At 69.5% G+C, this 23,791-nt stretch carries 28 protein-coding genes; 7 read left to right on the top strand and 21 right to left on the bottom strand.

Going from position 1 to position 23,791, the window contains the following annotated elements:
• Positions 1-66 precede the first annotated feature (66 nt).
• Entirely contained in the window at positions 67-480 is a 414-nt protein-coding gene (locus ACGTNF_RS12725) for a PaaI family thioesterase (protein WP_394602013.1), read from the top strand.
• On the opposite strand, the gene ACGTNF_RS12720 is transcribed toward ACGTNF_RS12725, so the two are convergent.
• Entirely contained in the window at positions 456-848 is a 393-nt protein-coding gene (locus ACGTNF_RS12720; protein ID WP_394602012.1) for a DUF423 domain-containing protein, read from the bottom strand. The two genes, ACGTNF_RS12725 and ACGTNF_RS12720, sit on opposite strands and share 25 nt — an antisense overlap.
• A gap of 232 nt (positions 849-1,080) precedes the next feature.
• On the opposite strand from ACGTNF_RS12720, the gene thiS reads away from it, so the two are divergent.
• From thiS to trmB, 3 genes are read left to right on the top strand one after another with little or no spacing between them, the layout of a single operon-like run.
• Positions 1,081-1,281, top strand: a complete 201-nt coding sequence (gene thiS / locus ACGTNF_RS12715; protein WP_016855894.1) for a sulfur carrier protein ThiS — start codon at positions 1,081-1,083, stop codon at positions 1,279-1,281.
• A 33-nt stretch (positions 1,282-1,314) separates the two neighbouring features.
• Positions 1,315-2,112: a thiazole synthase gene (locus tag ACGTNF_RS12710; RefSeq protein ID WP_394602011.1), complete on the top strand. Its 798-nt coding sequence runs from the start codon at positions 1,315-1,317 to the stop codon at positions 2,110-2,112.
• Between the two features lie 38 nt (positions 2,113-2,150).
• Positions 2,151-2,897 (top strand): tRNA (guanosine(46)-N7)-methyltransferase TrmB, encoded by a 747-nt coding sequence (gene trmB, locus ACGTNF_RS12705; protein ID WP_152479947.1) that lies wholly within the window; start codon positions 2,151-2,153, stop codon positions 2,895-2,897.
• Between the two features lie 357 nt (positions 2,898-3,254).
• Here trmB and ACGTNF_RS12700 read toward each other — a convergent pair whose 3' ends face one another.
• The 7 genes from ACGTNF_RS12700 to ACGTNF_RS12670 form a co-directional block, all read right to left on the bottom strand.
• Complete coding sequence (locus tag ACGTNF_RS12700) at positions 3,255-4,169, bottom strand: AEC family transporter (protein WP_394602010.1); 915 nt, start codon at positions 4,167-4,169, stop codon at positions 3,255-3,257.
• 120 nt (positions 4,170-4,289) lie between these two features.
• The gene (gene bamJ / locus ACGTNF_RS12695) at positions 4,290-4,988 is read right to left on the bottom strand and encodes a BamJ family beta-barrel-assembly machinery protein (RefSeq protein ID WP_394602009.1); all 699 of its coding nucleotides are present in this window, start codon (positions 4,986-4,988) and stop codon (positions 4,290-4,292) included.
• Between the two features lie 133 nt (positions 4,989-5,121).
• Positions 5,122-5,565: a universal stress protein gene (locus ACGTNF_RS12690; RefSeq protein ID WP_152480264.1), complete on the bottom strand. Its 444-nt coding sequence runs from the start codon at positions 5,563-5,565 to the stop codon at positions 5,122-5,124.
• Positions 5,566-5,590: 25 nt separating this feature from the next.
• A complete protein-coding gene (locus tag ACGTNF_RS12685; RefSeq protein WP_026068539.1) occupies positions 5,591-6,877 on the bottom strand; it encodes a TRAP transporter large permease in 1,287 nt (428 codons plus the stop codon).
• Between the two features lie 31 nt (positions 6,878-6,908).
• On the bottom strand, positions 6,909-7,487 hold the full coding sequence (locus ACGTNF_RS12680; protein ID WP_016855887.1) for a TRAP transporter small permease: 579 nt from the start codon (positions 7,485-7,487) through the stop codon (positions 6,909-6,911).
• Between the two features lie 183 nt (positions 7,488-7,670).
• The gene (locus tag ACGTNF_RS12675; protein WP_152479944.1) at positions 7,671-8,693 is read right to left on the bottom strand and encodes a TRAP transporter substrate-binding protein; all 1,023 of its coding nucleotides are present in this window, start codon (positions 8,691-8,693) and stop codon (positions 7,671-7,673) included.
• 112 nt (positions 8,694-8,805) lie between these two features.
• A complete protein-coding gene (locus ACGTNF_RS12670; RefSeq protein ID WP_394602008.1) occupies positions 8,806-9,321 on the bottom strand; it encodes a TIGR02444 family protein in 516 nt (171 codons plus the stop codon).
• Between the two features lie 50 nt (positions 9,322-9,371).
• Between ACGTNF_RS12670 and ACGTNF_RS12665 the strand changes: the two genes are divergently transcribed.
• A complete protein-coding gene (locus ACGTNF_RS12665) occupies positions 9,372-11,318 on the top strand; it encodes an ABC-F family ATP-binding cassette domain-containing protein (RefSeq protein WP_394602007.1) in 1,947 nt (648 codons plus the stop codon).
• Between the two features lie 9 nt (positions 11,319-11,327).
• On the opposite strand, the gene dtd is transcribed toward ACGTNF_RS12665, so the two are convergent.
• The 4 genes from dtd to thiD form a co-directional block, all read right to left on the bottom strand.
• Complete coding sequence (dtd, locus tag ACGTNF_RS12660; protein WP_394602006.1) at positions 11,328-11,765, bottom strand: D-aminoacyl-tRNA deacylase; 438 nt, start codon at positions 11,763-11,765, stop codon at positions 11,328-11,330.
• Between the two features lie 63 nt (positions 11,766-11,828).
• A complete protein-coding gene (locus ACGTNF_RS12655; RefSeq protein ID WP_152479941.1) occupies positions 11,829-12,407 on the bottom strand; it encodes a chalcone isomerase family protein in 579 nt (192 codons plus the stop codon).
• A gap of 149 nt (positions 12,408-12,556) precedes the next feature.
• Entirely contained in the window at positions 12,557-13,402 is an 846-nt protein-coding gene (locus tag ACGTNF_RS12650; RefSeq protein WP_394602005.1) for a universal stress protein, read from the bottom strand.
• A 99-nt stretch (positions 13,403-13,501) separates the two neighbouring features.
• Positions 13,502-14,323, bottom strand: a complete 822-nt coding sequence (thiD, locus tag ACGTNF_RS12645) for a bifunctional hydroxymethylpyrimidine kinase/phosphomethylpyrimidine kinase (protein ID WP_394602004.1) — start codon at positions 14,321-14,323, stop codon at positions 13,502-13,504.
• A gap of 62 nt (positions 14,324-14,385) precedes the next feature.
• Between thiD and ACGTNF_RS12640 the strand changes: the two genes are divergently transcribed.
• On the top strand, positions 14,386-14,817 hold the full coding sequence (locus tag ACGTNF_RS12640; RefSeq protein ID WP_394602003.1) for a YqaA family protein: 432 nt from the start codon (positions 14,386-14,388) through the stop codon (positions 14,815-14,817).
• Between the two features lie 65 nt (positions 14,818-14,882).
• Here ACGTNF_RS12640 and ACGTNF_RS12635 read toward each other — a convergent pair whose 3' ends face one another.
• From ACGTNF_RS12635 to ACGTNF_RS12610, 6 genes are all read right to left on the bottom strand, one after another.
• Entirely contained in the window at positions 14,883-15,989 is a 1,107-nt protein-coding gene (locus ACGTNF_RS12635; RefSeq protein ID WP_394602002.1) for a TRAP transporter substrate-binding protein, read from the bottom strand.
• A gap of 179 nt (positions 15,990-16,168) precedes the next feature.
• Entirely contained in the window at positions 16,169-17,572 is a 1,404-nt protein-coding gene (locus tag ACGTNF_RS12630; protein ID WP_394602001.1) for a TRAP transporter large permease, read from the bottom strand.
• Entirely contained in the window at positions 17,572-18,132 is a 561-nt protein-coding gene (locus ACGTNF_RS12625) for a TRAP transporter small permease subunit (RefSeq protein ID WP_394602000.1), read from the bottom strand. The genes ACGTNF_RS12630 and ACGTNF_RS12625 overlap by 1 nt, the downstream gene beginning before the upstream one ends.
• 143 nt (positions 18,133-18,275) lie before the next feature.
• Complete coding sequence (locus tag ACGTNF_RS12620; protein WP_394601999.1) at positions 18,276-19,082, bottom strand: endonuclease/exonuclease/phosphatase family protein; 807 nt, start codon at positions 19,080-19,082, stop codon at positions 18,276-18,278.
• 1 nt (position 19,083) lies between these two features.
• Positions 19,084-19,713: a thiol:disulfide interchange protein DsbA/DsbL gene (locus tag ACGTNF_RS12615; protein ID WP_016855874.1), complete on the bottom strand. Its 630-nt coding sequence runs from the start codon at positions 19,711-19,713 to the stop codon at positions 19,084-19,086.
• A gap of 139 nt (positions 19,714-19,852) precedes the next feature.
• Positions 19,853-20,518, bottom strand: coding sequence for a c-type cytochrome (locus ACGTNF_RS12610; protein ID WP_394601998.1), 666 nt, complete (start codon positions 20,516-20,518; stop codon positions 19,853-19,855).
• 177 nt (positions 20,519-20,695) lie between these two features.
• Here ACGTNF_RS12610 and yihA point away from each other — a divergent pair, with 177 nt between their 5' ends.
• Positions 20,696-21,310 (top strand): ribosome biogenesis GTP-binding protein YihA/YsxC, encoded by a 615-nt coding sequence (gene yihA, locus ACGTNF_RS12605; RefSeq protein WP_152479933.1) that lies wholly within the window; start codon positions 20,696-20,698, stop codon positions 21,308-21,310.
• A gap of 60 nt (positions 21,311-21,370) precedes the next feature.
• On the opposite strand, the gene ACGTNF_RS12600 is transcribed toward yihA, so the two are convergent.
• Genes ACGTNF_RS12600 through ACGTNF_RS12590 form a run of 3 tightly spaced genes read right to left on the bottom strand, consistent with a single transcriptional unit; the run spans position 21,371 to position 23,773 of the window.
• Positions 21,371-22,144: an HAD family hydrolase gene (locus ACGTNF_RS12600; RefSeq protein ID WP_394601997.1), complete on the bottom strand. Its 774-nt coding sequence runs from the start codon at positions 22,142-22,144 to the stop codon at positions 21,371-21,373.
• Positions 22,141-23,061, bottom strand: a complete 921-nt coding sequence (locus tag ACGTNF_RS12595) for a tyrosine recombinase XerC (RefSeq protein ID WP_394601996.1) — start codon at positions 23,059-23,061, stop codon at positions 22,141-22,143. The genes ACGTNF_RS12600 and ACGTNF_RS12595 overlap by 4 nt, the downstream gene beginning before the upstream one ends.
• Positions 23,054-23,773 (bottom strand): DUF484 family protein, encoded by a 720-nt coding sequence (locus ACGTNF_RS12590; RefSeq protein WP_394601995.1) that lies wholly within the window; start codon positions 23,771-23,773, stop codon positions 23,054-23,056. The genes ACGTNF_RS12595 and ACGTNF_RS12590 overlap by 8 nt, the downstream gene beginning before the upstream one ends.
• Positions 23,774-23,791 lie beyond the last annotated feature (18 nt).

Here is a 23,791-nt window from a genome sequence, read left to right as displayed (position 1 = left end):
CCGGGTGTGCGTCGCGCGCGGGCTGGGCTATCTTGTGGCCATCGTTCAGCCGCAGGGAGCGCGCCCATGACCGTGATGACCGCCGCCGCCATCGAGGAATTCCTCGACGAGGTGTTTCCCCAGCGTGCCGGCACCATCGAGGGCGTCGGCGAGGGCCGCGCCACCATGAGCCTGGCCATCGAGGACGAGCACCTGCGCCCCGGCGCCAGCGTCTCCGGCCCGACCCTGATGGGCCTGGCCGACGTCTGCCTCTATGTGGCGATCCTGGCCCAGATCGGCCCCGAGCCGATGGCGGTCACCAGCGACCTGCACTGCCGCTTCCTGCGTCGCCCGCGAAGCGATCGCGACCTGATCGCCAATGCCCGGCTGCTCAAGCTGGGCCGGCGGCTGGCGGTGGGCGAGGTGCAGCTGTTCTCCGACGGCGAGGAGGCGCCGGTGGCGCTGGTCACCGCGACCTATGCCTTGCCCGATGCCGACTGACTGCGCCAGGCCGCCACGGCCAGTGCCAGCCAGCCGAGGATCAACAGCCCGCCGCCGATCGGCGTGACGGCGCCGAGCACCTTCACGCCGCCGATCGCCAGGACGTAGAGCGAGCCCGAGAACAGCGCCATGCCGGCCAGCCACAGGCCGAGGACCCAGCGCTGGCCGGCCAGCGGCCGCGCGGCGCGCCAGGCCAGCACGCCGAGCATCGCCAGGGCATGCCAGGCCTGGTAGCGCACCCCGGTCTCGAACACCGTCATCAGCCTCGGCGGCAGCGTGCCGTTCAGGGCATGGGCGCCGAAGGCCCCGGCCATCACCGTCAGGGCGCCGCACAGCGCCACCGCCATCCACCAGCCGCGATCCTGCATGCTGTCTTTCTCCCGTTGGGGTGTGTTCCGTGATGTCTGAGCAGGGGGCCGGGGACAGGCCAGAGCGGGGTCTTTGCCAGGGACGGCAAAAGGTAGCGCCCAGGGATGGGGTCACAGCGCCCCGCGGTGGCCTGTTGCCAGACCGGCCCCGCCAGGTCTGCGCCATACCGTACCCGGGGGCGCCCCGAGGCGCTACAATATGGGCCCGCGAAATCGCAGCCCGGAGGATGCCATGCAGATCCAGCTCAACGGCGAGGCGCGCACCCTGGAGGCCGAGGCCTCCGTGGCCCAGCTGGTCGAGACCCTCGGCCTGGCCGGACGGCGCATCGCCGTGGAGGTCAACGAGGAGATCGTGCCCCGAAGCGCCCACGGCGAGACGCGCCTGGCCGACGGCGACCGGGTGGAAATCGTCCATGCCATCGGCGGCGGCTGAGCCGCGAGATCCCCGCATAGGAGCCACAATAGAATGTCCGACTTCTTCCAGGACGCGCCGCTGCGCGTCGCCGGCCGTGAATTCGCCTCGCGCCTGCTGGTGGGCACCGGCAAGTACCGGGATGTCGACGAGACCGGCGAGGCCATCGCCGCCAGTGGGGCCGAGGTGGTGACCTTCGCCGTGCGTCGCACCAATCTGGGGCAGGACGCCTCGGCGCCCAATCTGCTCGACGTGGTATCCCCGGAGCGCTATACCCTGCTGCCCAACACCGCCGGCTGCTACACCGCCCAGGACGCGGTGCGCACCTGCCGGCTGGCCCGCGAGCTGCTCGACGGCCACAACCTGGTCAAGCTCGAGGTGCTGGGCGACGACACCACCCTGTATCCCAACGTGGTGGAGACCCTGGCCGCCGCCGAGACCCTGGTCAACGACGGCTTCGACGTCATGGTCTACACCAGCGACGATCCCATCGTCGCCCGCGAGCTGGAGCGCCTCGGCTGCTGCGCCGTGATGCCGCTGGGCTCGCTGATCGGCTCCGGCCACGGCATCCAGAACCCGCACAACATCCGCCTGATCATCGAGCAGGCCAGCGTGCCGGTGCTGGTGGATGCCGGCATCGGCACCGCCTCCGAGGCCGCCCAGGCCATGGAGCTGGGCTGCGACGGGGTGCTGATGAACTCCGCCATCGCCCACGCCCGCCAGCCGGTGCTGATGGCCGGCGCCATGAAGCAGGCGGTGCAGGCCGGCCGCGAGGCCTTCCTCGCCGGACGCATGCCGCGCCGCCAGGGCGCCGAGCCCTCCTCGCCGCTGGCCGGGCGCATCAACGCCTGATCCTGACCTTTCGACCTTCACGAGTTTCGACGCCGCGCATGAACGACGAACAACGCCCCGACACACCCTCGACCGAGGGTCCCGAGAGCCCCGACGCCCCGCTGCATCGCCGCGGGATCAAGAGCTACGTGCTGCGTGCCGGGCGCATGACCGCCGCCCAGACCCGCGGCCTCGAGGAGGTGTGGCCGCGTCTGGGGCTGACCCTCGAGGACGGCCGCCAGGACCTCGAGACGCTGTTCGGGCGTCGCGCCCCGGTGGTGCTGGAGATCGGCTTCGGCATGGGCGGTTCGCTGATCGAGCAGGCCGAGACCCATCCCGATACCGACTTCATCGGCATCGAGGTGCATGCGCCCGGCGTCGGCAAGCTGCTCGATGAGGCCGACAAGCGCGGCCTCACCAACCTCCGGGTCTATCGCGAGGACGCCCTGCTGGTGCTCGAGCGGTGCCTGCCGGAGGGCAGCCTCGACACCCTTCAGCTGTTCTTCCCCGACCCCTGGACCAAGAAGAAGCACCACAAGCGGCGCATCGTCCAGCCGGCCTTCGTCGAGCTGGTGCGCACCCGCCTCAAGCCCGGCGGCACCCTGCACATGGCCACCGACTGGGAGGCCTACGCCGAATGGATGGCCGAGGTGATGGCCGAGGCCCCGGGCTATCGGAACACCGCCACCGACGACACGGCGCCCTACGTGCCGCGCCCCGAGTTCCGCCCGCTGACCAAGTTCGAACAGCGCGGCGAGAAGCTCGGCCACGGCGTCTGGGACCTGATCTTCCGCCGCGTCGACTGAGCTTGCCCCTCTCGCGTCCTCCTGCGCCCCGGCCCTCGTGCCGGGGCGCTCGCGTTTGGCGGCGGCCGGCGAGGCGCGCGTGCATAAAAAAGGCCGCCGTGACGGCGGCCGAGGCACTTCCCCTGCGGGGTCGCAGAAGCCTGGACGATCTCGAACGAACGCGAGCGCAAAAGAAAGCCGCCCTGGGCGGGGCGGCGAAAGACCGTGACTAGCAATGAGGAGGAGAATCCCCGCGGAGGACTGGCAAGGCTCCGTGGGGTCTGACACGCACCTCGGCGATGTCATGGATGTAGAGTAAATCATTCTCATTTGTGTGGTCAACACTAACGAGAATCTTTTTTATTTGAGGGGCCCTGCTCAGGCGACGAGGCGCAGCCACAGCGGCAGGCTGATCATGGCCAGCAGGGTCTGGGCGGTGATCAGTGCCGCCATCAGCTCGGCATCGCCGCCCAGCTGCCGCGACAGGATATAGGCCGAGGTGGCGGTGGGCAGGGCGGCGAAGAGTAGCACCACGTCGCGGCTCACCGGCCCCAGGCCGAGCAGGATGGCCAGGCCCAGCACCAGGGCCGGCAGCAGCGCCAGCTTGATCAGGGTCGAGGTCCAGAGGCCGCCGTCGCGGCGCAGTATGGCCTGGGGGCGCAGCGCCACGCCCACCGCCACCAGGCCCAGCGGCAGCGCCGCCCGGCCGAGCAGGGCCACCGCCTCGTGGCTCCAGCCGGGCAGGCCGACCCCCGTGAGATTGAGTCCGGCGCCGGCCAGGCAGGCCAGGATCAGGGGGTTGCGGGCCAGGGCCCTCAGGCTGGCGCCCACGCCGCCCTTGCCCAGGGTGCCGGCGGCGAGGAAGGTCAGCACGCACAGCACGTTGACCAGCGGCACCATCAGCGCCACGGCGACCGCCGCCGCGGTGGCGCCGGCCGAGCCGTGCAGGGCGGCGGCGCCGGCCACGCCGACGTAGGTGTTGAAGCGCAGCGCGCCCTGGAAGACCGAGGTGAAGGCCGGCATGTCGAGCCCCAGCCGCGGGCGCAGCGTCCACAGGCCGACGGCCAGCAGCAGCAGGCTGCCGAGCAGCACCAGGGCCAGGCGGGCGACCGGCACCGCGCGGATGTCGGCCTCGGCCAGGGTGGCCACCAGCATCGCCGGGAACAGCAGGTAGTAGATCAGGCCCTCGAGGCGTGCCCAGAAGTCGCCGCCGGGCCAGGGGCCGCGGCCGAGCAGGGCGCCGAGCAGGATCAGCAGGAACAGTGGCCCGAGGGCGCCGATGATGCTTTCCATGACGATGCCATTCCCTGGTCAGTGGTGAGCGCGGCGCGTCGGGCCGCACAACGCAAGGCGGCCGGCCCCGAGAGAGGCCGGCCGCCGGTCACGCCATCGAGGCGCGCTCGCCGCGGGCGATCAGCCTTCGGCGTTGTCCGGGTTCACGTCGAGCAGCTCGACCTTGAACACCAGGGTCTCGTTGGGACCGATCGGGCCCTGACCGCGGCTGCCGTAGGCGAGGTCGGCCGGGATCACGACCTCCCAGATGTCGCCGACGTTCATCATCTTCAGGGCCTCCTGCCAGCCCTCGATGACCTGGCCGACCTGGAAGCTGACCGGCTCGCCGCGCTCGTAGGAGCTGTCGAAGACGGTGCCGTCGATCAGCTTGCCTTCGTAGTTGACCTGGACGGTGTCGCCGTCGCTGGGCGAGGCGCCGTCGCCGGCCTCGATCTCGCGATACTGCAGGCCGGAGTCGGTGACGGTCACGCCATCCTTCTCGGCGTTCTCGGCCTGGTAGGCCTCGCCCGCGGACCGGTTCTCCTCGGCGAGCTGCTGGGCCTCGGCGGCACGCTGCTGCATGGCCTGCTGCTGGAAGGCCTGCATGGTGGCGTTCATCTCGTCCTCGGTCATCTCCAGCTCGTTGTCGTCGAAGACGTCCTGCACGGCCTGGGTGAAGGCGTCGACGTCGAGGTCGGAGACGTCCTGCTGGATGCTCTTGCCCAGGGTCACGCCGAGGCTGTAGCCGAGCTTCTCGCCGTCGGTATCGGGGGCGGCCAGTGCCAGGGGGGCAGCGGTCAGCAGCGCCGTCAGGGATGCGGTAGTCAGCAGTCGCTTCATGAAAATGCCTTGTACTCCGGCGCCTTGGCGCCATCGGTGAATGGGACCCTTGGGACTCTAACAGGGCCGGGTCGGTTCCGCACCCGTCGCTACGGCGCGCGGACCGACCCGGCACAGGGGAGTCTTGGCGGTGTCAGACGACCAGCGTCGGGCAGTGCGCGGAGCCCGCCACCCGCTGCGACACGCTGCCCAGCAGCAGGCCCTTGTCGCCGTTGGTGCCCTGGGCACCGATCACGATCAGGTCGCAGTCGCGCTTGCGGGCGAAGCGCACGATGGTGCGCGAGGGGCGCCCGCCCTTGACGAAGGCGCGCACCCGATCGGCGGGCACGCCGAGCTCGGCGGCATGGGCCTTGGCCTGCACGGCGATCTCGGTGGCGTATTCCTTGAGGGCATCGTCGGGGATGTCGAGCCGTTCGGGCCGGATCATGGACAGCGAGGCCTCGAGCAGGCTGTGATGCTTGAACACGCACAGGATGTAGAGTTCGGCGCCGGTGAGCCGCTGCAGCGCGACCGCCTTGTCCAGCGCCTTGATGGCGCCCTTGGAGCCGTCCACCGGTACCATGATCCGTTTGAACATCATGAGCTCTCCTCTTCAATCCCGATCAGTCGCTGAAGGCCAGGTCGCGCAGGAACAGGGCGATCTGCGGGAAGATGATCAGCAGGGCGGCAGCGAGGATCAGCAGGAACACGAACGGCGGCGTGCCCTTGATCACGTCCAGATAGGGCCGCTTGAAGATCGCGATGGCGGTGAAGATATCGCAGCCGAAGGGTGGCGTCGCAGAGCCGATGGCCACCTGCAGGGTGATCAGGATGCCGACCAGCACCGGGTCCAGGCCGGTGGCCTCGATGGCGGGCGCGAAGATCGGCGTCAGCACCAGGATCACCACGATGGGGTCGACGAACATGCAGGCCACGAAGAAGGCCACACAGATCGCGATCAGCACCCCGGTGGGGCCGGCCTCGTTGATGCCCACCGCCTCGAGGATGGTCTGAGGAATCTGGGCGAAGGAGATGATCCAGGAGAACCCGTTGCCGACGGCGACCAGGATGAACACCACGGCGGTGATCAGGCCGGTGGACTTGGCGATGGCGTAGATGTCGTTGATCTTCAGCGAGCGGAAGATCACGAACTCGAGCAGGATGGCATACAGCACGCAGGCCGCGGCGGCCTCGGTGGGGCTGAAGATGCCGCCGTAGATGCCGCCGACGATGATCACCGGGAAGCCCAGCGGCCACAGCGCCATGCGTACCGCGCCCAGCCGCTCGCCCCAGCTCGCCTTGGGCTCGGTGGGCACCTTGCGGATCACGGCGTAGGCCACGCAGTAGGCGGAGAACATGGCGAGAATCAGCAGGCCGGGCCCGATGCCGGCGATGAACAGCTCGCCGATGGAGGTGCCGGAGATGACCCCGTAGATGATCATGCCGATACTGGGCGGGATCAGGAAGGCGATGTCGCTGGAGTTGATGATCAGCGCCAGGGTGAAGGAGTCCGAGTAGCCGGCCTTGAGCATGCGCGGGCGCAGCGGCGAGCCCACCGCCACCACCGTGGCCTGGGTCGAGCCGGAGACCGCGCCGAACAGGGTGCAGGAGGCGGCGGTGCTGACCGCCAGGCCGCCCTTCACGTGGCCGATGAAGGACATCACCATGTTGATCAGCCGTTCCGCCGACTGCCCCCGCGTCATGATGTCGGCGGCGAGGATGAACATCGGCACCGCGATCAGCGAGGCCGGCCGGATGCCCGCCATCATCTGCTGGATCAGCGTCTCCATCTGGCCCAGGCCGTTGAACATCATGAAGAAGCCGATCACCGCCGCGGTGATCAGCGGAATCATCATCGGAAAGCCCAGCAGCAGCAGGGCGATCATGGTCACCACCATAATGGTCGTCATTTTGCGTTCCCCCGGGTCGTGCCCATCATCGTCAGACTTCCGTTTCCGTATCCTTGTAGCCGTCGAGCACCGAGGTCGACAGGTAGACGTCGCGCGACGTCAGGTTCTTGATGGCGGTGAGCAGGTATTGGATGCCGGTGATCAGAAAGCCCAGCGGCACCCAGATGTAGATCAGATAGATGGGGAAGCCGAGCGCCGGCAGGATGCGTCCCTTGTCGTACAGGTCGAGGATGTAGAGCACCGAGAAGTAGAGCAGGAAGAACATCACCAGCGAGGTGAACAGCGAGATCACGATCATCAGCGCCCGTCGTCCGCCCACCGGCAGGGCATCGTAGATCGCCGACATGCGGATGTGGCGGCCGTGGCGCGCCGCATAGCCGATGCCGGCGAAGGTGATCATGATGATCAGGATGCGGTTGATCTCGCCGGAGAAGAAGATGCTCTCGCCGAACGCGAAGCGGCCGATGACGTTGGCGATGGTGTTGGCGGCCATCAGCAGCACGCCGAGGGCCAGGATCACCGCCTCGACCCTGCTGATGAAGGTGTCGATGACGCCGAGAAAGCCCGGCAGTCCGGAGCGATAGCGTTTTTCGGAATCTTCGTCGGTCATGGGCGTATTTCCCTGGAATCGTGGCGAACGGCATGACGCGAGAGCGACGTCCCTGTCGAGCAGCGTAACGGCTGGAGGCCATGCCGGGAGCCTCGCGGGTCAACGTTGGGTGAACGTTGCCCGGACGGAAACAAAACGGGGGCAGCCAGGCTGCCCCCCATCGTACCGATCAGGTGATCGCGATCACTCTTCGGCTTGTTGCACGGCCTCGAGGTCGGCCTTGAACTGGTCGAGCAGCGCGGCGCCGTCGTCGCCGGTCATTTCGAGGAAGGCTTCCTCGACCTGGGGGGCGCGCTCCTTGAAGGCCGCGATCTGCTCGTCGTCCAGACGGGTCACGGTGCACTCGTCGCAGGCTTCCATGATCTTGTCGAGCGAGTCCTCGGCGAGGCCCTTGATGTGCTCGATGGTGTGGTCATAGGCCGCGTCGGTGGCGTCCTGCACCAGCTGCTGGTCCTCGTCGGACAGGCCTTCGTAGAAGTCCTGGTTGGCCATCATGGCGGTGGTGAACCAGCCGTGGCTGGTGAAGGTCAGGTTCGGGGACACCTCGTAGAGGCCGCCGGACTCGATCCAGAAGATCGGGTTCTCCTGGCCGTCGATGATGCCGGTCTGCAGGCCGCCGTAGACCTCGCCCCAGGGCAGCGGGGTCGGGGTGGCGCCGAAGGCGTTGTAGGTCTCGGCCAGCAGCGGGTTGGTCATCACCCGGATCTTCTTGTTGTCGAAGTCCTCCGGCGAGGTGATCGGCTCGTCGGCGGTGACCACCATTTCCCCCTCGGGGAACATCTGCAGCAGCTTCAGGCCGTGCTCGGCGTAGAGCTCGGGGAACATCTCGTTGATGGCCTTGCTCTCGTCGAAGAACTCGAGCACGGTGTCCATGTCGGTCGGCATCAGATACGGGATGAAGAAGATCTGGGCCGCCGGGATCAGGGCGCCGGTGAAGCCGGGTGACTGGTCGACGAACTGCAGGATGCCGTTCTGGGTCTGCTCCATGATGTCGTCGGACTCGCCGAGCTCACCGAAGCGATAGACCTGAACGTTGTGGTCGGAGTTCTCTTCCACGTAGCGCTTGAATTCCTGGGCGAAGACGTCCTGTACGTCGCCCTCGTATTCCTCGTGGGCATAGCGCCAGTTATCCGAGTAGGCGGCCGTCGACATGCCCAGCATCAGGGCGCCGATACCCGCGGTGGCCAGCAGCTTGTGTGACTTCATTGATATGCTTCCTCTGCAGATTCAGTCAGCGCCGCGACCAGCAGGATCACGGTGAATTCGCTAACGAAAGAACGTTTTGTTTTTGCAGTGTTTATTCAGGCTAGTGGGGCGATCATTGAGGGTCAAGTTGGTCATTCAACCTTTCCAGCGCCGTCCGATGAGACGCTTTTGTCAGCCTGGCGTGAAAAGGTAGTGCATCCTTCAGGCCGTCGGCGGAGGTGAGAGAACGATGCGTGGCATCGCCGCGGCGGCTGTGCGCCTCGAGCCGGGCCAGGGCCTCGCGCTCGGCGTCGAGCTCGGCGGCCTTGAGCCGCTGGCGCAGCGCGGCGACGCTCTCGCGCTCGGCGGCCTCGGCCTTGAGCGACCGCCGCAGCCGGCGCAGCGGCGCGGTCACCTCGGCCTGCCAGCGGGCCACCGAGTCGGGCATGGGGCCGGCGGCCAGGCCGTGGTGGAACAGCCACAGCCGCCACAGCAGCTCGATCACCTCGAGGCCGGCGTCGTCCTGCAGGTGCAGGCAGGCCGCTTCCGCCCCGGGGCGGGCGTAGAGCGCCAGGGCGAAGTCCCATAGCGGATCGGTGGCGAGCCGGGCCCGCAGAGCGGCCGGCAATTCGGTAGAATCGGGTGTCATGATTCGGCTGTCGTCACGGCGGCGGCCCTATGCCTTCCTGTGGAGCCTTCATGATTGCACTGCGCCAAGTTTCCCTGCAACGCGGCACCCAAGCGCTGCTCGAGGACGCCGACCTGACCCTGCACGCCGGCCACAAGGCGGGCATCGTCGGGTCCAACGGCGCCGGCAAGTCGAGCCTGTTCGGCCTGCTGCGCGGCGAGTTCGCCCCCGATCGCGGCGAGCTCGAGATGAGCGGCGGCCAGCGCATCGCCCACATGGCCCAGGAGGTCGAGGCGCTGGAGCGCAGCATCCAGGACTACGTGCTCGACGGCGACCAGGCCCTGCGCGAGGCGGAAGCCGCGCTGGCCAGGGCTCAGGCGAGCGGCGACGCCCACCGCGAGGCCGAGCTGCATGGCACCATCGAGGCGCTGGACGGCTACAGCGCCCCGGCCCGCGCCGCCCAGCTGCTGGTCGGGCTCGGCTTCGACCAGGGCGACCTCGCGCGGCCGCTGTCGGACTTCTCCGGTGGCTGGCGGATGCGCGTCAACCTGGCGCGCACCCTGTTCATGCCCTCCGACCTGCTGCTGCTCGACGAGCCCACCAATCACCTGGATCTCGATGCCCTGCTGTGGCTCGAGCAGTGGCTGACCCGCTATCCGGGCACCCTGCTGCTGATCTCCCACGACCGCGACTTCCTCGATGCCGTGTGCGATCACATCGTGCACTTCGATCGCCGCTCGCTGGTGCTGTACCGCGGCAACTACTCCACCTTCGAGCGCACCCGGGCCGAGAAGCTGGCCCTGCAGCAGGCCGAGGCGGCCAAGCAGCAGGCGCGCAAGGAGGAGATCGAGCGCTTCGTGGCCCGCTTCCGCTACAAGGCCACCAAGGCCCGCCAGGCCCAGAGCCGGCTGAAGATGCTCGAGCGCATGGGCGAGATCGCCGTGGCCCACGTCGATTCACCCTTCCACTTCACGCTGCCATCCGCCGACCGCACCTCGCATCCGCTGCTGGTGCTGGACGAGGCGCGGCTCGGCTATCGCGGCGAGGACGGCGAGACCGTCCAGCTCGAGGGCGTCGACATGACCCTGCAGCCGGGCCAGCGCATCGGCCTGCTGGGCCCCAACGGCGCCGGCAAGTCGACGCTGATCAAGTCGCTGACCGGCGAGCTGGCGCTGCTCGGCGGGCGCCGGGTGCCCGGCGAGCACCTGGCCATCGGCTACTTCGCCCAGCATCAGCTCGAGGGGCTCGACCTCGCGGCCACGCCCTTCATCCACGTGCAGCGGCTCTCGCCGCGGGCCGCCGACCTGGACATCCGCAACTTCCTGGGCGGCTTCGGCTTCAAGGGCGACGACGCCTTCGCCGAGGTGCGGCGCTTCTCCGGCGGCGAGAAGGCGCGGCTGGCGCTGGCGCTGGTGGCCTGGCAGAAGCCCAACCTGCTGCTGCTCGACGAGCCGACCAACCACCTGGACCTGGAGATGCGCGAGGCGCTCACCGAGGCGCTGGCGAGCTTCGAGGGCACGGTGATCGTGGTCTCCCACGACCGCCACCTGCTGCGCGCCACCGTGGACGAGTTCTGGCGGGTCGCCGACCACCGGGTCACGCCCTTCGACGGCGACCTCGACGACTATCGCGCCTGGCTCAAGACGCGGCTCGAGAACGAGCGTCGCGAGGCCCGGGCCCAGAAGGTCGAGCGTCAGGAGGCCGCCGAGGCGCCGAAGGAGGATCGCAAGGCCGCGCGCCGCGCCGCCGCCGAGCTGCGCGAGAAGCTGCGCCCGCTCAAGCGCGAGCGCGACCGCGCCGAGCGCGAGATGGATAAGGTGCAGGCCTCGCTCGGCAAGGTGGAGGATGCCCTGGGCGACGCCGAGCTCTACACCGACGAGGCGCGCAAGGACGAGCTCTCCAAGCGGCTCGCCGAGCAGGCCGAGCTGGCGTCGCGGCTCGGCGAGCTGGAGCAGGCCTGGCTGGCCGCGGAGGAATCGCTGGAGGCGATGGAAGTGGAGCTGCGCGAGGCGACCTGAGGCGCCGGCTCAGCCCTCGAGCAGGAAGGTCACCGGGCCGTCGTTGACCAGCGCCACCTGCATGTCGGCGCCGAACTCGCCGGTGGCGACCCGCGGCCAGGCGGCCCGGGCGCGCTCGACCAGGGCATCGAACAGCCGCTGGCCCTCGGCGGGCGGCGCGGCGCTGGAGAAGCTGGGGCGCAGCCCCTTGCGGGTGTCGGCGGCCAGGGTGAACTGCGACACCAGCAGCAGGCCGCCCTCGGCCTGCTGCAGGTTGAGGTTCATCTTGCCATCTTGGTCGGAGAACACCCGGTAGTGCAGCAGCTTGTGCAGCAGCCGCTCGACGCCCTGCTCGTCGTCTTCCTGCTCGACGCCGATCAGCGCCAGCAGGCCGTGGTCGATGGCGCCGGTCTCGCGGCCGTCGACGGTGACGCTGGCGTGGCGAACGCGCTGGATCAGGGCTTTCATGGCACCTTCCTCTCTTCCCGCCCTCGGCGGCTGGCAAAAGCCGGCAGCCTAGCACGCCCGCGTTCAGCGCCCCAGCAGGTCGTCCCGGAAGCCGTCGCCCAGCGGCGCCTCGCCGAGCCAGATGCCGAACAGGGCATCGGCCAGCGCCGGCTCGGGTCGTGCATAGAGCGACTCGCCGTTCAGCGCCAGGCTCAGGGTCTCGCCGTCCCAGGTCAGGGCATAGCGGTCGCCCGGCGAGACATCGCGGTAGCGGGCGTTGAAGGCCGACAGCGCCGGCTCGAGCGAGCGGAAGTCGGCCGCGCCGAGCTGGTCGCGCAGGGTATCGCGGGTGACCTCGGCGAAGTCGCCGGCCTCGATGGCGTGGAAGTATTCGAGCTCCAGGCGCCGCGGCACGTTGGCCGACTGGGGCGCGGGCCGCGGAAAGCCCTCGGCCTGGTAGTAGGCGCCGGCGTAGGCGTCCCAGATCATGTAGCGGAACAGCCCGTGGCCGATCATCCGGAAGGGACGACCGTCGACCCGCTGGACGGTGTCGAAGCGGGCGTTCTTGACCACGACCTCCGCGCCGGCAGGCATGGCGGCGAGACCCGTGGCCAGCGCCAGGGCAAGCATCAGCGCGGCGAAGGGCAGGCGCAGCATCGGCATGACGACATCCTCCTGATAGGAACCTCCTATGCAGACACTATTTTATTGTAATGGTTCTGTACAGCTTCGCGGTGGCCTTGCGCGGATGCCGCCGTCGGTCACGGCCCTGCCTGAAAGGTCGGCGCGCGCAGGCACTCTTCGGGGATGGCCTACCAGCTGCGGCACAGCATGATGTCACAGTGCGGCTCGGCCAGGAGCCGCTCGGTGATCTGTCCGTGGCGGCCGAGCTGGCCGCGGCTGCCCAGCGCCAGCAGCTGGGGCGGCTGGCGCCGCAGGCGGGTCATCAGGACCTCCAGCGGGTCGCCCTGCTCGAGCTCCAGCTCCACCTCGGGCACGCGCTCGAGCTCGCCCATCAGCTGCTCGGTCTCCTGCTCCAGATGGCGGCGCAGCGTGGCGACCTCGCGGTCACGCCAGCGGGCGTAGTCGCTCGACGAGCCCAGCTCCCGCTCGCCGGGGATGTTCCAGGCGTGCAGCAGGGTCAGCCGGCTCTCGGGGAAGCGCTTGAGGGTCTCGCGCAGGGTGCGGCGGCAGGTCAGCGAGAAGTCCACCGGCACCAGGATGTCCTGCCAGGGCTGGGTGGCGGGATGGCTCACCGAGAGCACCGGGCAGGGCGCGCCGCGCAGCACCCGCGCCAGGGTGGTGCCGGTGACCAGGTCCGGCTGGCCGCGCTTGCGGTGGGCGCCGAGGATGATCATGTCGGCCTCGCGCTCGTGGGCCTCGCGGATGATCTCGGCGTAGGGCGCGCCGGCCACGGTCTGGATCAGGCTGGCCGGCTCGTCGAGGGCGTAGTCCTCGCGAAGGTCGGTGAGGGTGGCGGCGATGTCGGCCACCACCGCCTCCTCCAGGTCGTGCAGGACCCGGCGGGGCAGGTAGGGGTCGAGCACGTGGACGATGTCGAGCCGGGCGCCGGTCTCGTTCGCCAGCCGGATGGCCCGGGCGAAGGCGGCGCGGTTCTCGGCGGAGAGATCGCAGGCGAACAGCAGGGTGCGGGACATGGCACAACCCTCGTACGGCCGGAAGATGGCCGTTTCAGGATGGGCGCCCCCCGCGGCCCCTGCAAGGTGGGTTTTCCGGTACCGCCCGCTCGTGCGTTGTCACCACAGGGCGTGGAAGTGGTGCACCGGCCCGCGGCCCTGGCCCACCGCCAGCTGCGGGCTGGCGTCGAGGGCGGCGTGCAGCCAGCGCTTGGCCTCGCCGATGGCGCCGACGATGGCCTCGCCGTCGGCCCCCGGCGGCAGGTGGGCGAGCTGCGCGGCGATGGCCGAGGACAGCGCGCAGCCGGTGCCGTGCAGGTTCTCGGTGGCGATGCGCGGCGCCGGCAGCCACTGGCTGCGCTCGGGGGTGGCCAGCAGGTCGGGGCAGGTCTCGCCGCTCAGGTGGCCGCCCTTGAGCAGCACGTAGGGCGCCGCAAGGGCCTGCAGGGCGGGCAGTATGGCCTCCATGGCGTCCGGCGTGCGTGGCGTCTCGGCGTCGAGCAGCACCGCGGCCTCGGGCAGGTTGGGCGTGATGACATCGGCCAGCGGCACCAGCACGTCGCGCACCGCGGCGATGCCGGCGGCGTCGACCAGGATATCGCCGCTCTTGGCCACCATCACCGGGTCGAGTACGATCCAGCGCGGCCGGCGGCGGCCGAGCACCTCGGCCAGCGTCTCGGCCACGGCGCGGTCGGCGACCATGCCGATCTTCACCGCGTCGATGCGCACGTCGTCGAGCAGGTTCTCGAGCTGCTCGCCGATCACCGGCGCCGGCACCGGGTGGACGGCGGCCACGCCCCGGGTGTTCTGGGCGATCACCGCGGTGATCACGTTGGTGGCATAGGTGCCCAGCGCCGAGAGCGTCTTGAGGTCGCCCTGCAGGCCCGCGCCTCCGGAAGGGTCGGAGCCGGCGATGGTGAGAGTATGAGGAATGGAGGACATCGCGTGTCGTCTCGTGGCGTGAATCCGGCGCCTAGCATACGCCAGCGGCCGGGCAGGCGGCCATGCTGAGCCTGTTCCTGATCGCCCTGGCCAGCGCCACCCTGCTGCCGGGCGGCTCCGAGGCATGGCTGGCCAGGCAATGGTGCCAGGGCGGGGCGCTGCCGGCGCTGTGGGCGGCGGCCACCGCGGGCAACGTGCTGGGCAGCCTGATCAACGTGGCGCTGGGTCGCTATGCCCGGCACTTTCAGGATCGCCGCTGGTTTCCGGCCTCGCCGCGAGGTCTGGCACGTGCGGAGCGCGGCTACCGGCGCTTCGGCGAGGCCAGCCTGTTGCTCTCGTGGGCCCCGGTGATCGGCGATCCGCTGACCGTGCTGGCGGGTATCTTCCGGCTGCCCTGGTGGCGGGCCACGCTGTGGATTCTGGTGGCCAAGAGCGGGCGTTACGCGCTGGTGCTGGCGATGGCCGAGGCCTGGCTGGCGCCCTACTGCGGATAGGCGCGACCCTGCAAACGCAACAGGGCCGCCCGGAGGCGGCCCTGTTGTACGGTTGACCCGTGGTCTTACTCGGCGGCGCTGGTGGTGTCGCCTTCCGGGTTGCGGGCGTTGTAGTAGGCCTGCTCGGAGATGGCGTGGTAGTTCTCCACCTTCTCCTGGAAGGCGCGGTAGGACTCGTGGATCTTGCCGGCCATCTCGCTGGACTCGGCCAGCTCGGCGACCACGTCCTCGGAGTGCGCCTTGGCCTGGGCCAGCACGTCGTCCGGCAGACGGCGCAGCTCGACGTCGTGCTCGTTGATCAGCGTCTCCAGGGCGTCGTTGTTGCGGGCGGTGTACTCGTCGAGCACGTCGGCGTTCACGTCGCGGATGGCGGTGCGCAGGATCGCCTGGAGGTCGTCCGGCAACTCGGCAAAAGCCTCGTCGTTGACGATCGCCTCGAACATCACGGTCGGTTCGTGCCAGCCCGGATAGTAGTAGTAGTCCGCGGCCTGGTGGAGGCCGAAGGCCAGGTCGTTGTAGGGGCCGATCCACTCGGTGGCATCGATGGCGCCGGACTGCAGCGAGGTGAAGATCTCGCCGCCGGGCATGTTGACGATCGCCACGCCCATGCGGTTCATGACCTCGCCGCCGAGGCCCGGCATGCGCATCTTCAGGCCGTCCAGGTCGTCGACCGAGTTGATCTCCTCGTTGTACCAGCCGCCCATCTGCACGCCGGAGGCACCGGCGGCCATGACGTCGACCCCGAACGGCTCGTAGAGCTCGTTCCACAGCTCCAGGCCGCCGCCGTAGTGCAGCCAGGCGTTCATCTCCTGGGCGTTCATGCCGAACGGCACGGCGGCGAAGAACTGAGCCGCCGGGGCCTTGCCCTTCCAGTAGTAGGAGGCGGAGTGGCCCAGCTCGGCGGTGCCCTCGGACACGGCGTCGAAGACCTCGAAGCCGGGCACCAGCTGGCCGGCGCCGAACACCTCGATGGTCAGCCGGCCGTCGGACATCTGGTCGACCAGCTCGGCGAGGCGCTCGGGGCCCTGGCCGACGCCGGGGAAGTTCTTCGGCCAGGAGGTCACCATCTTCCACTCGAAGGTGTCCTGGGCCTGGGCCTGGGCCCCGACGAGCAGCAGGCCGGTGGCGGCACCGGCGAGGGTAATGGCGTTGGCGAGTGACGTGCGTTGCATGCTTGCTCCCTAGATCTGTTATGGCGTTGTTGAACCGGGGGGTCCGGCAGGCCAGGGCTTGCACCAGGCTCGGACGGGCCGAGCCGTCATGGGAAGGACGATGAGTCGCTTCCGACACTGTAGTCGTCGGCGCCCGCGTCTCCTCCACGGGGCGCCAACGCTGGGCTGGGCCGGCGCCGCTAGAACTGCTGCGGCAGCCAGGTGGCCAGCTGCGGGAAGAACGACAGCGCGATCAGCATCGCCAGCTGCAGGACGATGAACGGTATCACGCCGCGGTAGATGGCCGAGGTCGGCACCGACTCCGGGGCCACCCCGCGCAGGTAGAACAGCGCGAAGCCGAACGGCGGCGTCAGGAACGAGGTCTGCAGGTTGATGGCGATCATGATGCCCAGCCACACCGGATCGAGGCCCATGGCCAGCAGAATCGGGCCGACGATCGGCACCACCACGAAGGTGATCTCGATGAAGTCGAGGATGAAGCCGAGCAGGAAGATCACCAGCATCACGATGAGGGTGGCGCCGACCACGCCGCCGGGCATGCTCTCGAACAGGTGGGTGACCAGTTCCTCGCCGCCGTAGGCGCGGAACACCAGCGAGAACAGCGCCGCGCCGATCAGGATCAGGAACACCATGGTGGTGACGTCCACGGTGGAGCGCAGCACCTCCTTGAGGGTGGCCATGTCCAGGCGGCGATAGGCCAGGGCCAGCACCAGCGCGCCGAAGGCGCCGACTGCGGAGGCCTCGGTGGGGGTGGCGAAACCGCCGAGGATCGAGCCCAGCACCACCACGATCAGCACGATCGGCGGCACCAGTCCCTTGAGCAGCAGCAGGCCGAGGCCGCCCTCGTGGCCGAGCTCTTCCATCAGGTCGCGGCGATCCACGGCCGGCGCGGAGGCGGGCTTGATCCAGGCGGTCACGGCGACGTAGGCGATATACAGCCCCACCAGGATCAGGCCGGGCACCAGCGCGCCCATGAACAGGTCGCCCACCGAGACGGTCTTGGGACTGAAGATGCCCATCGACAGCTGGGCCTGCTGATAGGCGGAGGACAGCACGTCGCCCAGCAGCACCAGGGCGATGGAGGGCGGGATGATCTGGCCCAGGGTGCCGGTGGCGCAGATGGTACCGGTGGCCAGCGGCATGCTGTAGCCGCGCTTGAGCATGGTCGGCAGCGACATCAGGCCCATGGTGACCACGGTGGCGCCGACGATGCCGGTGGAGGCGGCCAGCAGCATGCCGACCACGGTGACCGAGATGCCGAGGCCGCCGCGCAGCGAGCCGAACAGCAGCGCCATGGCCTCGAGCAGCGTCTCCGCGACCCGCGATTTCTCCAGCAGCACCCCCATCAACACGAACAGTGGCACCGCGAGCAGCGTCTGGTTGCTCATGATGCCGTAGAGGCGGTTGGGGAAGGCGGCCAGGTAGCCGCCGTCGAAATTGGCATCGACGCCCAGTGCCTCGAGACCGAAGCCCAGGCCGGCGAAGGCCAGGGCGGTGCCGGCCAGCGACAGGGCGACCGGATAGCCGGCCATCAGGACGGTGCAGATCACGGCGAACAGCACCAGTGGCATGAACTCCAGCATCACAGGTGCTCCTCGTGGTGGTCGGGGACGTCGGCCTCGGGATCGATGCGGCCGGTCAGGATCAGCAGGTTACGCGAGGCCTCGACCACGCCCTGCAGGATCATCAGCCCGGCGAACAACGGGATCAGTGTCTTGAGCAGGAAGACGCCGGGAATGCCGCCGGTGTCCGGCGAGGTCTCGAGGATCGCCCAGGACTTGCCGACGTAGCCCAGGCTGGTCAGGATCACGAAGAGCATGAAGGGCAGCAGCAGCAACAGCGTGCCCAGGAGGTCGACCAGCGCCTTGCGCTTCGCCGTCAGGGCCCGATAGAAGATGTCCACCCGCACGTGGCCGCCGTGGCGCAGGGTGTAGCCGGCGGCCAGCATGAATACCGTGGCGTGCATGTACATCACCGATTCCTGCATGGGGATGCTGTTGATGCTGAAGGCATAGCGCAGCACCACGATCAGGAACTGGATCAGCATCATCAGCAGGATCAGCCAGGACAGGCTGCGGCCGAGCCACTCGGAGAAGCGGTCGAGCCGGGCCAGGAGGCTCGGTAGCTCGTGGGTGGGAGGCATGGGCGATCGCTCGAGGTTGCAAGGATGTCGAGATAGTAGCGCCGTGCGTTGAAACGGCCCAGCCGACTATACGGGAATTGGTCAACGCCTGTCAGGACGACGGGTGGGACATTGGTCTTACCCTTGTGCCGCCGTCTCCGGCCCTATCCTCGAGCCAGGCTGGCGTGGCAGGCGGCAGGCAGCCGGATCTCGATCGCCACCGGCAGATGGTCGGAGAACAGGTGCTCCAGCACCTCGACGCGGTCGGCCTCCAGCGAGTCAGAGAGCAGGATGTGATCCAGGGCGCGGCGGGGCTGCCAGGAGGGATAGCTGAGCGGCGGGCGCACCGGATGCAACGGCAGTGCCTCGCGGAAGCGCGAATGGGCGTGGATCTGGTCCGGCGTGCAGTTGAGGTCGCCCATCACCACCACGTGGCGCAGGGGCCGGATCAGCTCGCTGAGATAGTCGAGCTGGCGCACGCGGCCGCGATGGCTCAGCGCCAGGTGGGCGACGAACACGTGCAGGGCGTCGGGTCCCTCGCCGAAGCGGGCGTGGATGGCGCCGCGCCCGGGCAGGGTGCCGGGCAGTCGATGTTCCTCGATGCGCGCCGGCGGCAGCTTCGACAGCAGGCCGTTGCTGTGCTGGGCGACGCGCCCCAGGTTGCGGTTGAGCTGCTGGTAGTGGTGGGGGAAGCCGCCGTGGCTGGCCAGATAGTCGACCTGATTGACGTGGCCGGAGCGGAAGCTGCCGCCGTCCACCTCCTGCAGGCCGACGATGTCGAAGCCGCTGAGCACCTCGCCCATGGCGTCGAGGCGCTCGCCGCGGCGGGGGTGGGGCAGCAGGTGCTGCCAGCCCCGGGTCAGGTAGTGATGATAGGCCGAGGTCTGGATGCCCACCTGCAGGTTGAAGGTCAGCAGCTTCAGGGGCTTCGCGTGCGGGGCCAGGCCCCTGTCCTCGGCCTGATGACTCATGTTATTCGGCCCGCTCCTCGCGCACCTGCTCGACCAGGGCGTCGGCGATCTGCGGCATGTTGTCGAGGCTGCCGGCGGTGCTCGGGGTCACCACGAAGCGGCCGTCGACGACCAGCGCCGGCACGCCCATCAGCTGCATGTTGCGCATCCGCGCGTGGGCGCGGTTGACCTGGGACTTCACGCCGAAGGCGTCCAGGGCGTCGAGGGCCTCGTCCTCGCTGACGCCGTACTGGCCGAAGAAGGCCGCGATGTCCTCGTTGTCGGTCAGCTGGGCGCCCTGCTCGTGGATGGCGTCGAAGAAGTCGCTGTGCATCTCCTGCTGGATGCCCAGCTGCTGGGCGGCATAGAAGGCGGTGGCGTGGCGGTTCCAGGCGCCGCCCATGGTGGCCGGCATGCGCTGGAACTCGACGTCCTCGGGCAGCTCGTCGACCCAGGCGTTGAGGGGTTCTTCCAGGGCGTAGCAGTGCGGGCAGCCGTACCAGAAGGCCTCGGTGACCTCGATCTTGCCGTCGGCGACCTGGGTCTGGACCGGCTCGTCGAGCACGGTGTAGTCCTGTCCGGCGACCGGGGCAGCGGAGGCGAGGGTGGACAGGCCGAGGCCGGCCACGGCGACCATCAGTGACTTGAACATTCGGGGAGTCTCTCCTTGATTTGACGTGATCCGATCGCCGTCATTCGGGAACGGCGTTCGCGGCCTTGGAGTCGCCGCCGGGCCGTGGGTTCCCTGAAGGCGTCGAGCGCGGCGCGCGGCCGCGCTCGCGGGGCCCGGCTCAGTGCAGACCGTGTACGTAGTTGGCCACCGCCTCCATGTCGCGGTCGCTCATCTTGGCGGCGATGTCGCGCATGATAGCGCTTGGATCGTTGGCGCGCTCGCCGGCGGCGAAGGCCTGCAGGGTGGAGACGACATAGTCGCGCTGCTGGCCCGACAGGGCGGGATAGACGGCGCTGCCGATGCCCGCGCCGGTGGGCGTGTGGCAGGCCGCACAGGCCGGCAGGCCCTTCTCCATGTCGCCGGCGCGGTACAGCTCGCGGCCACGCTCGACCAGGGCGGGATCGGGGTCGGCCTGGCCCAGCGCCGGTTCCATGCCGGCGTAGTAGGCGGCCACGTCCCAGGCGTCCTGATCGGAGAAGCCGTCCACCTGGCCGGCCATCTGCGGCACCTGACGGTTGCCGTCGCGGATGTCCATGATCTGCTTGGCCAGGTAGGAGGCCTGCTGGCCGGCCAGGTTAGGGAAGGCCGGGGTGATGCCGACGCCCTGCTGGCCGTGGCAGGCGGCGCAGGCCGCGGCCTTGTCGCCTCCGGCGGCGGCATCGGCCTGCGCCAGGGACGCGGCATGGGCGGCGCCGGTGGCGGCATCGGCCTGCGCCAGGGACGCGGCATGGGCGGCGCCGGTGGCGCTCAGGGAAATGGCCAGGCTTGCCAGAAGCTTTCTCATCGCGAATCCACACTGCCGTTAGTGGTGGAGCTGGCCGGGCCGCCGGTCGCTGGCGTTGGGTGCACGGTGTATACTGCCGTCCCCGGCCGCAGACAAAATCGACTGCAGTATAAAAGGAACACCGGAATCGCGGAAATGCAACCCGCGACGCCCTTGATCGACGTCAGGAACCCCGCCATGTCGCGCCTCAATTACCAGGCAGCCAGCTTCATCACCAGTGCGCCGACGCTGGCGAAATGTCCCGCCGATGCCGGGGCCGAGGTCGCCTTCGCCGGCCGTTCCAACGCCGGCAAGTCCAGCGCCATCAACGCCCTGACGCGCCAGAAGGCGCTGGCGCGCACCTCCAAGACGCCGGGTCGGACCCAGCTGATCAACTTCTTCTCGCTGGACGAGGGCGACGCGCATCGCCTGGTCGACCTGCCGGGCTACGGCTATGCCAAGGTCCCCGAGCAGGTGAAGCTGGAGTGGCAGCGCCACCTCTCCGACTACCTGCGCCGGCGTTCCTCGCTGCGGGGGCTGGTGCTGCTGATGGACGTGCGTCATCCGCTCACCGAGTTCGACCAGACCCTGCTCGGCTGGGCCGACGAGGCCGACATGCCGGTGCATATCCTGCTGACCAAGGCCGACAAGCTGAAGCGCGGTGCGGCCAAGAACGCCCTGCAGCAGGTGCGCTCGCGGCTGCGCGAGTGGGAGGATCTGGTGAGCGTGCAGCTGTTCTCGTCGCTCAAGAAGGATGGCATCGAGGAAGTACATCAGCGCCTCGACGACTGGCTGCTCTCCGAACCCCAGTAAGCCTCGGCGTCGCTCGGCCGGTCGGCACCTTCCCCCGGCGCCCCGGTCGAGTGCTTCACATCATTCCTTACCCAGCCTCTCCAGCAGCGCCGGCAGCTCGCGGATATGCGAGAGCCGGTGCACGCCGGCCGGCATCGCCTCGCCGTGGGGCGTGTCGCCGGCGATCCAGGCCGCCTGCATGCCCAGCCGCACCGCCGGCAGGATGTCCTCCTGCCAGGAATCGCCGATATGCATCGCCCGCTCCGGCGTGGTGCCGAGCTTGGCTAGCGTCATCAGGAAGCAGCGCGGGTCCGGCTTGGGGGCGTGCATCTCGCCGGCGGCGATCGAGACCTCGAAGTGGCGCGACAGCTCGAGCCGGTGGAAGGCCAGGTTGCCGTTGGTGATCGAGGCCAGCCGGTAGCGCCGGCGCAGGTCCTCGAGCATCGGCTCCACCTCCGGATAGGGCGAGACGCGCAGGCGCAGGTGGTGGAAGTGTTCCATGGCCGCCAGCGCCCACATCCAGGCCGCCGAGCGGGGCAGGCCGAATTCCTCCAGCAGCGCACACAGCGCCTGCTCGCGGATCCAGGTGAAGTCGCCGCGGCGCAGCGGATGGCGCTCGGCCAGCTCGCGCCGGCGGCGCTGGTAGGCCTCGATCGGCTCCCGCTCGGCGAAGCGGCCCAGGGCGTGTTCGCCGCGCTCGTCGAGCCAGGCGGCGAGAGACGCGTCGAGCCAGGCGTAGTGCCCCTCCTCGGTGAGGGTCATCACGCCCTGGTTGTCCCACAGGGTATCGTCGAGATCGAAGGTCAGGGCCTGGAGGGGGCGCTGGCCGGGGGGAGAGAGGGGGCGTCGGGTCATGGGGAAGTGTCGCTGTCGTCGGGGCGGCGTCGCGCCCGGGGATGTGCCGCGTCGTATCCGGCGGCCAGGTGCTGCCAGTCCAGCCGGGTGTAGACCTGAGTGGTCGACAGGTGGGCATGGCCCAAGAGTTCCTGGACCGCGCGCAGGTCCTGGCTGGATTCGAGCAGGTGGCTGGCGAAGGAGTGGCGCAGGCGGTGCGGATGCAGGTGTTCGTCGAGGCCGCGCCGCCGGGCCAGCTGGGCCAGGCGCTGCTGGATCGCCCGGTGCCCGAGGCGCCCGCCCCGGGCGCCGACGAACAGCGCGCCCTCGCCGTCGCCCGCCAGGGCGCCGCGCACGCTTAGCCAGGCGTCCAGGGCCTGGCGGGCGCGTCCGCCCACCGGCACCTGACGCGGCTTGCCGCCCTTGCCCAGCACTCGCACCCGCTGGGGCTGGAGGTCGGTCAGGTCGAGGGCGGCCAGCTCGGCCAGGCGCAGGCCGCTCGAATAGAACAGCTCGAGCATGGCCTGGTCGCGAACCGACAGCGGCGAGCCGTCGTGGGGCGTGTCGAGGAAGCGCGCCAGGGCGTCCACGTCCACCGGGCGCGGCAGGTCCTTCGGCGCCTTGGGCGTGCGCACCAGCTCCGTCGGGTTGTGGGCCAGCCGGCCGTCGCGCCGCAGCCATTCGGCGAAGCGTGCCACGGCCGCGCGGCGTCGGGCCAGGCTGCGCGGCGCCAGGCCGCGGGCCCGCTCGCCGCCAAGGAAGCGGCGCATCAGGGCCACGTCCAGCGCGCCACCGTCGTCCACGTCCTGGGCCTCGAGGAAGGCGGCCAGCGCCGCCAGATCCTGCCGATAGGCGCTCACCGTGGCCGGGCTGGCCGTGCGGGCGAGTTCGGCGAGACAGGCCTCGACCTGGCGCGCCAGCGGTGTGTCGTCAGCCATGGCGGGCGGGCGTCAGCCGCACCAGCAGCCGGGCCACCACGTCGCCGACGTATTCGGTGAACAGGGTGTCCATGCTGGCGCGGAAGTGATCCGGATTGGGATTGGCCAGTACCAGATAGCCCATGGGCTCGCCCAGGGTCAGCCGCGCCAGGGCGCAGGAGCCGGCCTGATCGGGCGCCGGCGCATGGGGCAGCAGGCGCTTCCAGTCGGTGGGCGTGAGCCGCGTGCAGCGGCTGGCCCGGCCATCGAGCAGTGCGTTGAGGCGCTGGGCCGAGTGGTCGTCGAGTACCTGGCGAGGCGCCTGGGGCGGCGTCGGCTCGTCGTCGGTCAGCGAGGACGGGCACCACAGCGCCAGCGCCGGGACCTGGAAGCGCTCGCTGAACTGGGTCGCCAGCGCCTGGCCGAGGGCATCGCGGTCCTCGGCCTCGAGCAGCGCCAGCACCAGCTCGCGGGTGCGCCGATACTGGGCCTCGTTGTGACGGGCCGACTCGAGCAGCTGCTCGAGCCGCCATTCGGCCTGCTCGGCGCGGCCGCGCAGGTCGTGCACCAGGCGCTCCAGCAGGGAGGTGGCGCCCCGGGCCTCGGGGTGCGGTACCCGGAGCTGTTGCAGCAGCCCCTCGCGGCCGACGAAGAAGTCCGGGTGGCGGGCCAGCCACTGGGCGACGATGTCGGGGTCCAGGGTCTTGCGCGGCTCGGGGGCGGCTTGGCTCATGGGCGATCTCTCCTCTGC

Source organism: Halomonas sp. B23F22_10 (genome assembly GCF_043496975.1).
Taxonomy (GTDB): Bacteria; Pseudomonadota; Gammaproteobacteria; order Pseudomonadales; family Halomonadaceae; genus Halomonas; species Halomonas smyrnensis.
The sequence above is the reverse complement of the archived record's forward strand: the minus strand, read 5'-3'. Positions and strand labels throughout refer to the sequence as shown.

Coding starts and splice junctions, on each gene's coding strand:
- ACGTNF_RS12725 (WP_394602013.1), top strand. CDS start 67: ATGACCGTGATGACCGCCGCCGCCATCGAGGAATTCCTCGACGAGGTG.
- ACGTNF_RS12720 (WP_394602012.1), bottom strand. CDS start 848: ATGCAGGATCGCGGCTGGTGGATGGCGGTGGCGCTGTGCGGCGCCCTG.
- thiS (WP_016855894.1), top strand. CDS start 1,081: ATGCAGATCCAGCTCAACGGCGAGGCGCGCACCCTGGAGGCCGAGGCC.
- ACGTNF_RS12710 (WP_394602011.1), top strand. CDS start 1,315: ATGTCCGACTTCTTCCAGGACGCGCCGCTGCGCGTCGCCGGCCGTGAA.
- trmB (WP_152479947.1), top strand. CDS start 2,151: ATGAACGACGAACAACGCCCCGACACACCCTCGACCGAGGGTCCCGAG.
- ACGTNF_RS12700 (WP_394602010.1), bottom strand. CDS start 4,169: ATGGAAAGCATCATCGGCGCCCTCGGGCCACTGTTCCTGCTGATCCTG.
- bamJ (WP_394602009.1), bottom strand. CDS start 4,988: ATGAAGCGACTGCTGACTACCGCATCCCTGACGGCGCTGCTGACCGCT.
- ACGTNF_RS12690 (WP_152480264.1), bottom strand. CDS start 5,565: ATGTTCAAACGGATCATGGTACCGGTGGACGGCTCCAAGGGCGCCATC.
- ACGTNF_RS12685 (WP_026068539.1), bottom strand. CDS start 6,877: ATGACGACCATTATGGTGGTGACCATGATCGCCCTGCTGCTGCTGGGC.
- ACGTNF_RS12680 (WP_016855887.1), bottom strand. CDS start 7,487: ATGACCGACGAAGATTCCGAAAAACGCTATCGCTCCGGACTGCCGGGC.
- ACGTNF_RS12675 (WP_152479944.1), bottom strand. CDS start 8,693: ATGAAGTCACACAAGCTGCTGGCCACCGCGGGTATCGGCGCCCTGATG.
- ACGTNF_RS12670 (WP_394602008.1), bottom strand. CDS start 9,321: ATGACACCCGATTCTACCGAATTGCCGGCCGCTCTGCGGGCCCGGCTC.
- ACGTNF_RS12665 (WP_394602007.1), top strand. CDS start 9,372: ATGATTGCACTGCGCCAAGTTTCCCTGCAACGCGGCACCCAAGCGCTG.
- dtd (WP_394602006.1), bottom strand. CDS start 11,765: ATGAAAGCCCTGATCCAGCGCGTTCGCCACGCCAGCGTCACCGTCGAC.
- ACGTNF_RS12655 (WP_152479941.1), bottom strand. CDS start 12,407: ATGCCGATGCTGCGCCTGCCCTTCGCCGCGCTGATGCTTGCCCTGGCG.
- ACGTNF_RS12650 (WP_394602005.1), bottom strand. CDS start 13,402: ATGTCCCGCACCCTGCTGTTCGCCTGCGATCTCTCCGCCGAGAACCGC.
- thiD (WP_394602004.1), bottom strand. CDS start 14,323: ATGTCCTCCATTCCTCATACTCTCACCATCGCCGGCTCCGACCCTTCC.
- ACGTNF_RS12640 (WP_394602003.1), top strand. CDS start 14,386: ATGCTGAGCCTGTTCCTGATCGCCCTGGCCAGCGCCACCCTGCTGCCG.
- ACGTNF_RS12635 (WP_394602002.1), bottom strand. CDS start 15,989: ATGCAACGCACGTCACTCGCCAACGCCATTACCCTCGCCGGTGCCGCC.
- ACGTNF_RS12630 (WP_394602001.1), bottom strand. CDS start 17,572: ATGCTGGAGTTCATGCCACTGGTGCTGTTCGCCGTGATCTGCACCGTC.
- ACGTNF_RS12625 (WP_394602000.1), bottom strand. CDS start 18,132: ATGCCTCCCACCCACGAGCTACCGAGCCTCCTGGCCCGGCTCGACCGC.
- ACGTNF_RS12620 (WP_394601999.1), bottom strand. CDS start 19,082: ATGAGTCATCAGGCCGAGGACAGGGGCCTGGCCCCGCACGCGAAGCCC.
- ACGTNF_RS12615 (WP_016855874.1), bottom strand. CDS start 19,713: ATGTTCAAGTCACTGATGGTCGCCGTGGCCGGCCTCGGCCTGTCCACC.
- ACGTNF_RS12610 (WP_394601998.1), bottom strand. CDS start 20,518: ATGAGAAAGCTTCTGGCAAGCCTGGCCATTTCCCTGAGCGCCACCGGC.
- yihA (WP_152479933.1), top strand. CDS start 20,696: ATGTCGCGCCTCAATTACCAGGCAGCCAGCTTCATCACCAGTGCGCCG.
- ACGTNF_RS12600 (WP_394601997.1), bottom strand. CDS start 22,144: ATGACCCGACGCCCCCTCTCTCCCCCCGGCCAGCGCCCCCTCCAGGCC.
- ACGTNF_RS12595 (WP_394601996.1), bottom strand. CDS start 23,061: ATGGCTGACGACACACCGCTGGCGCGCCAGGTCGAGGCCTGTCTCGCC.
- ACGTNF_RS12590 (WP_394601995.1), bottom strand. CDS start 23,773: ATGAGCCAAGCCGCCCCCGAGCCGCGCAAGACCCTGGACCCCGACATC.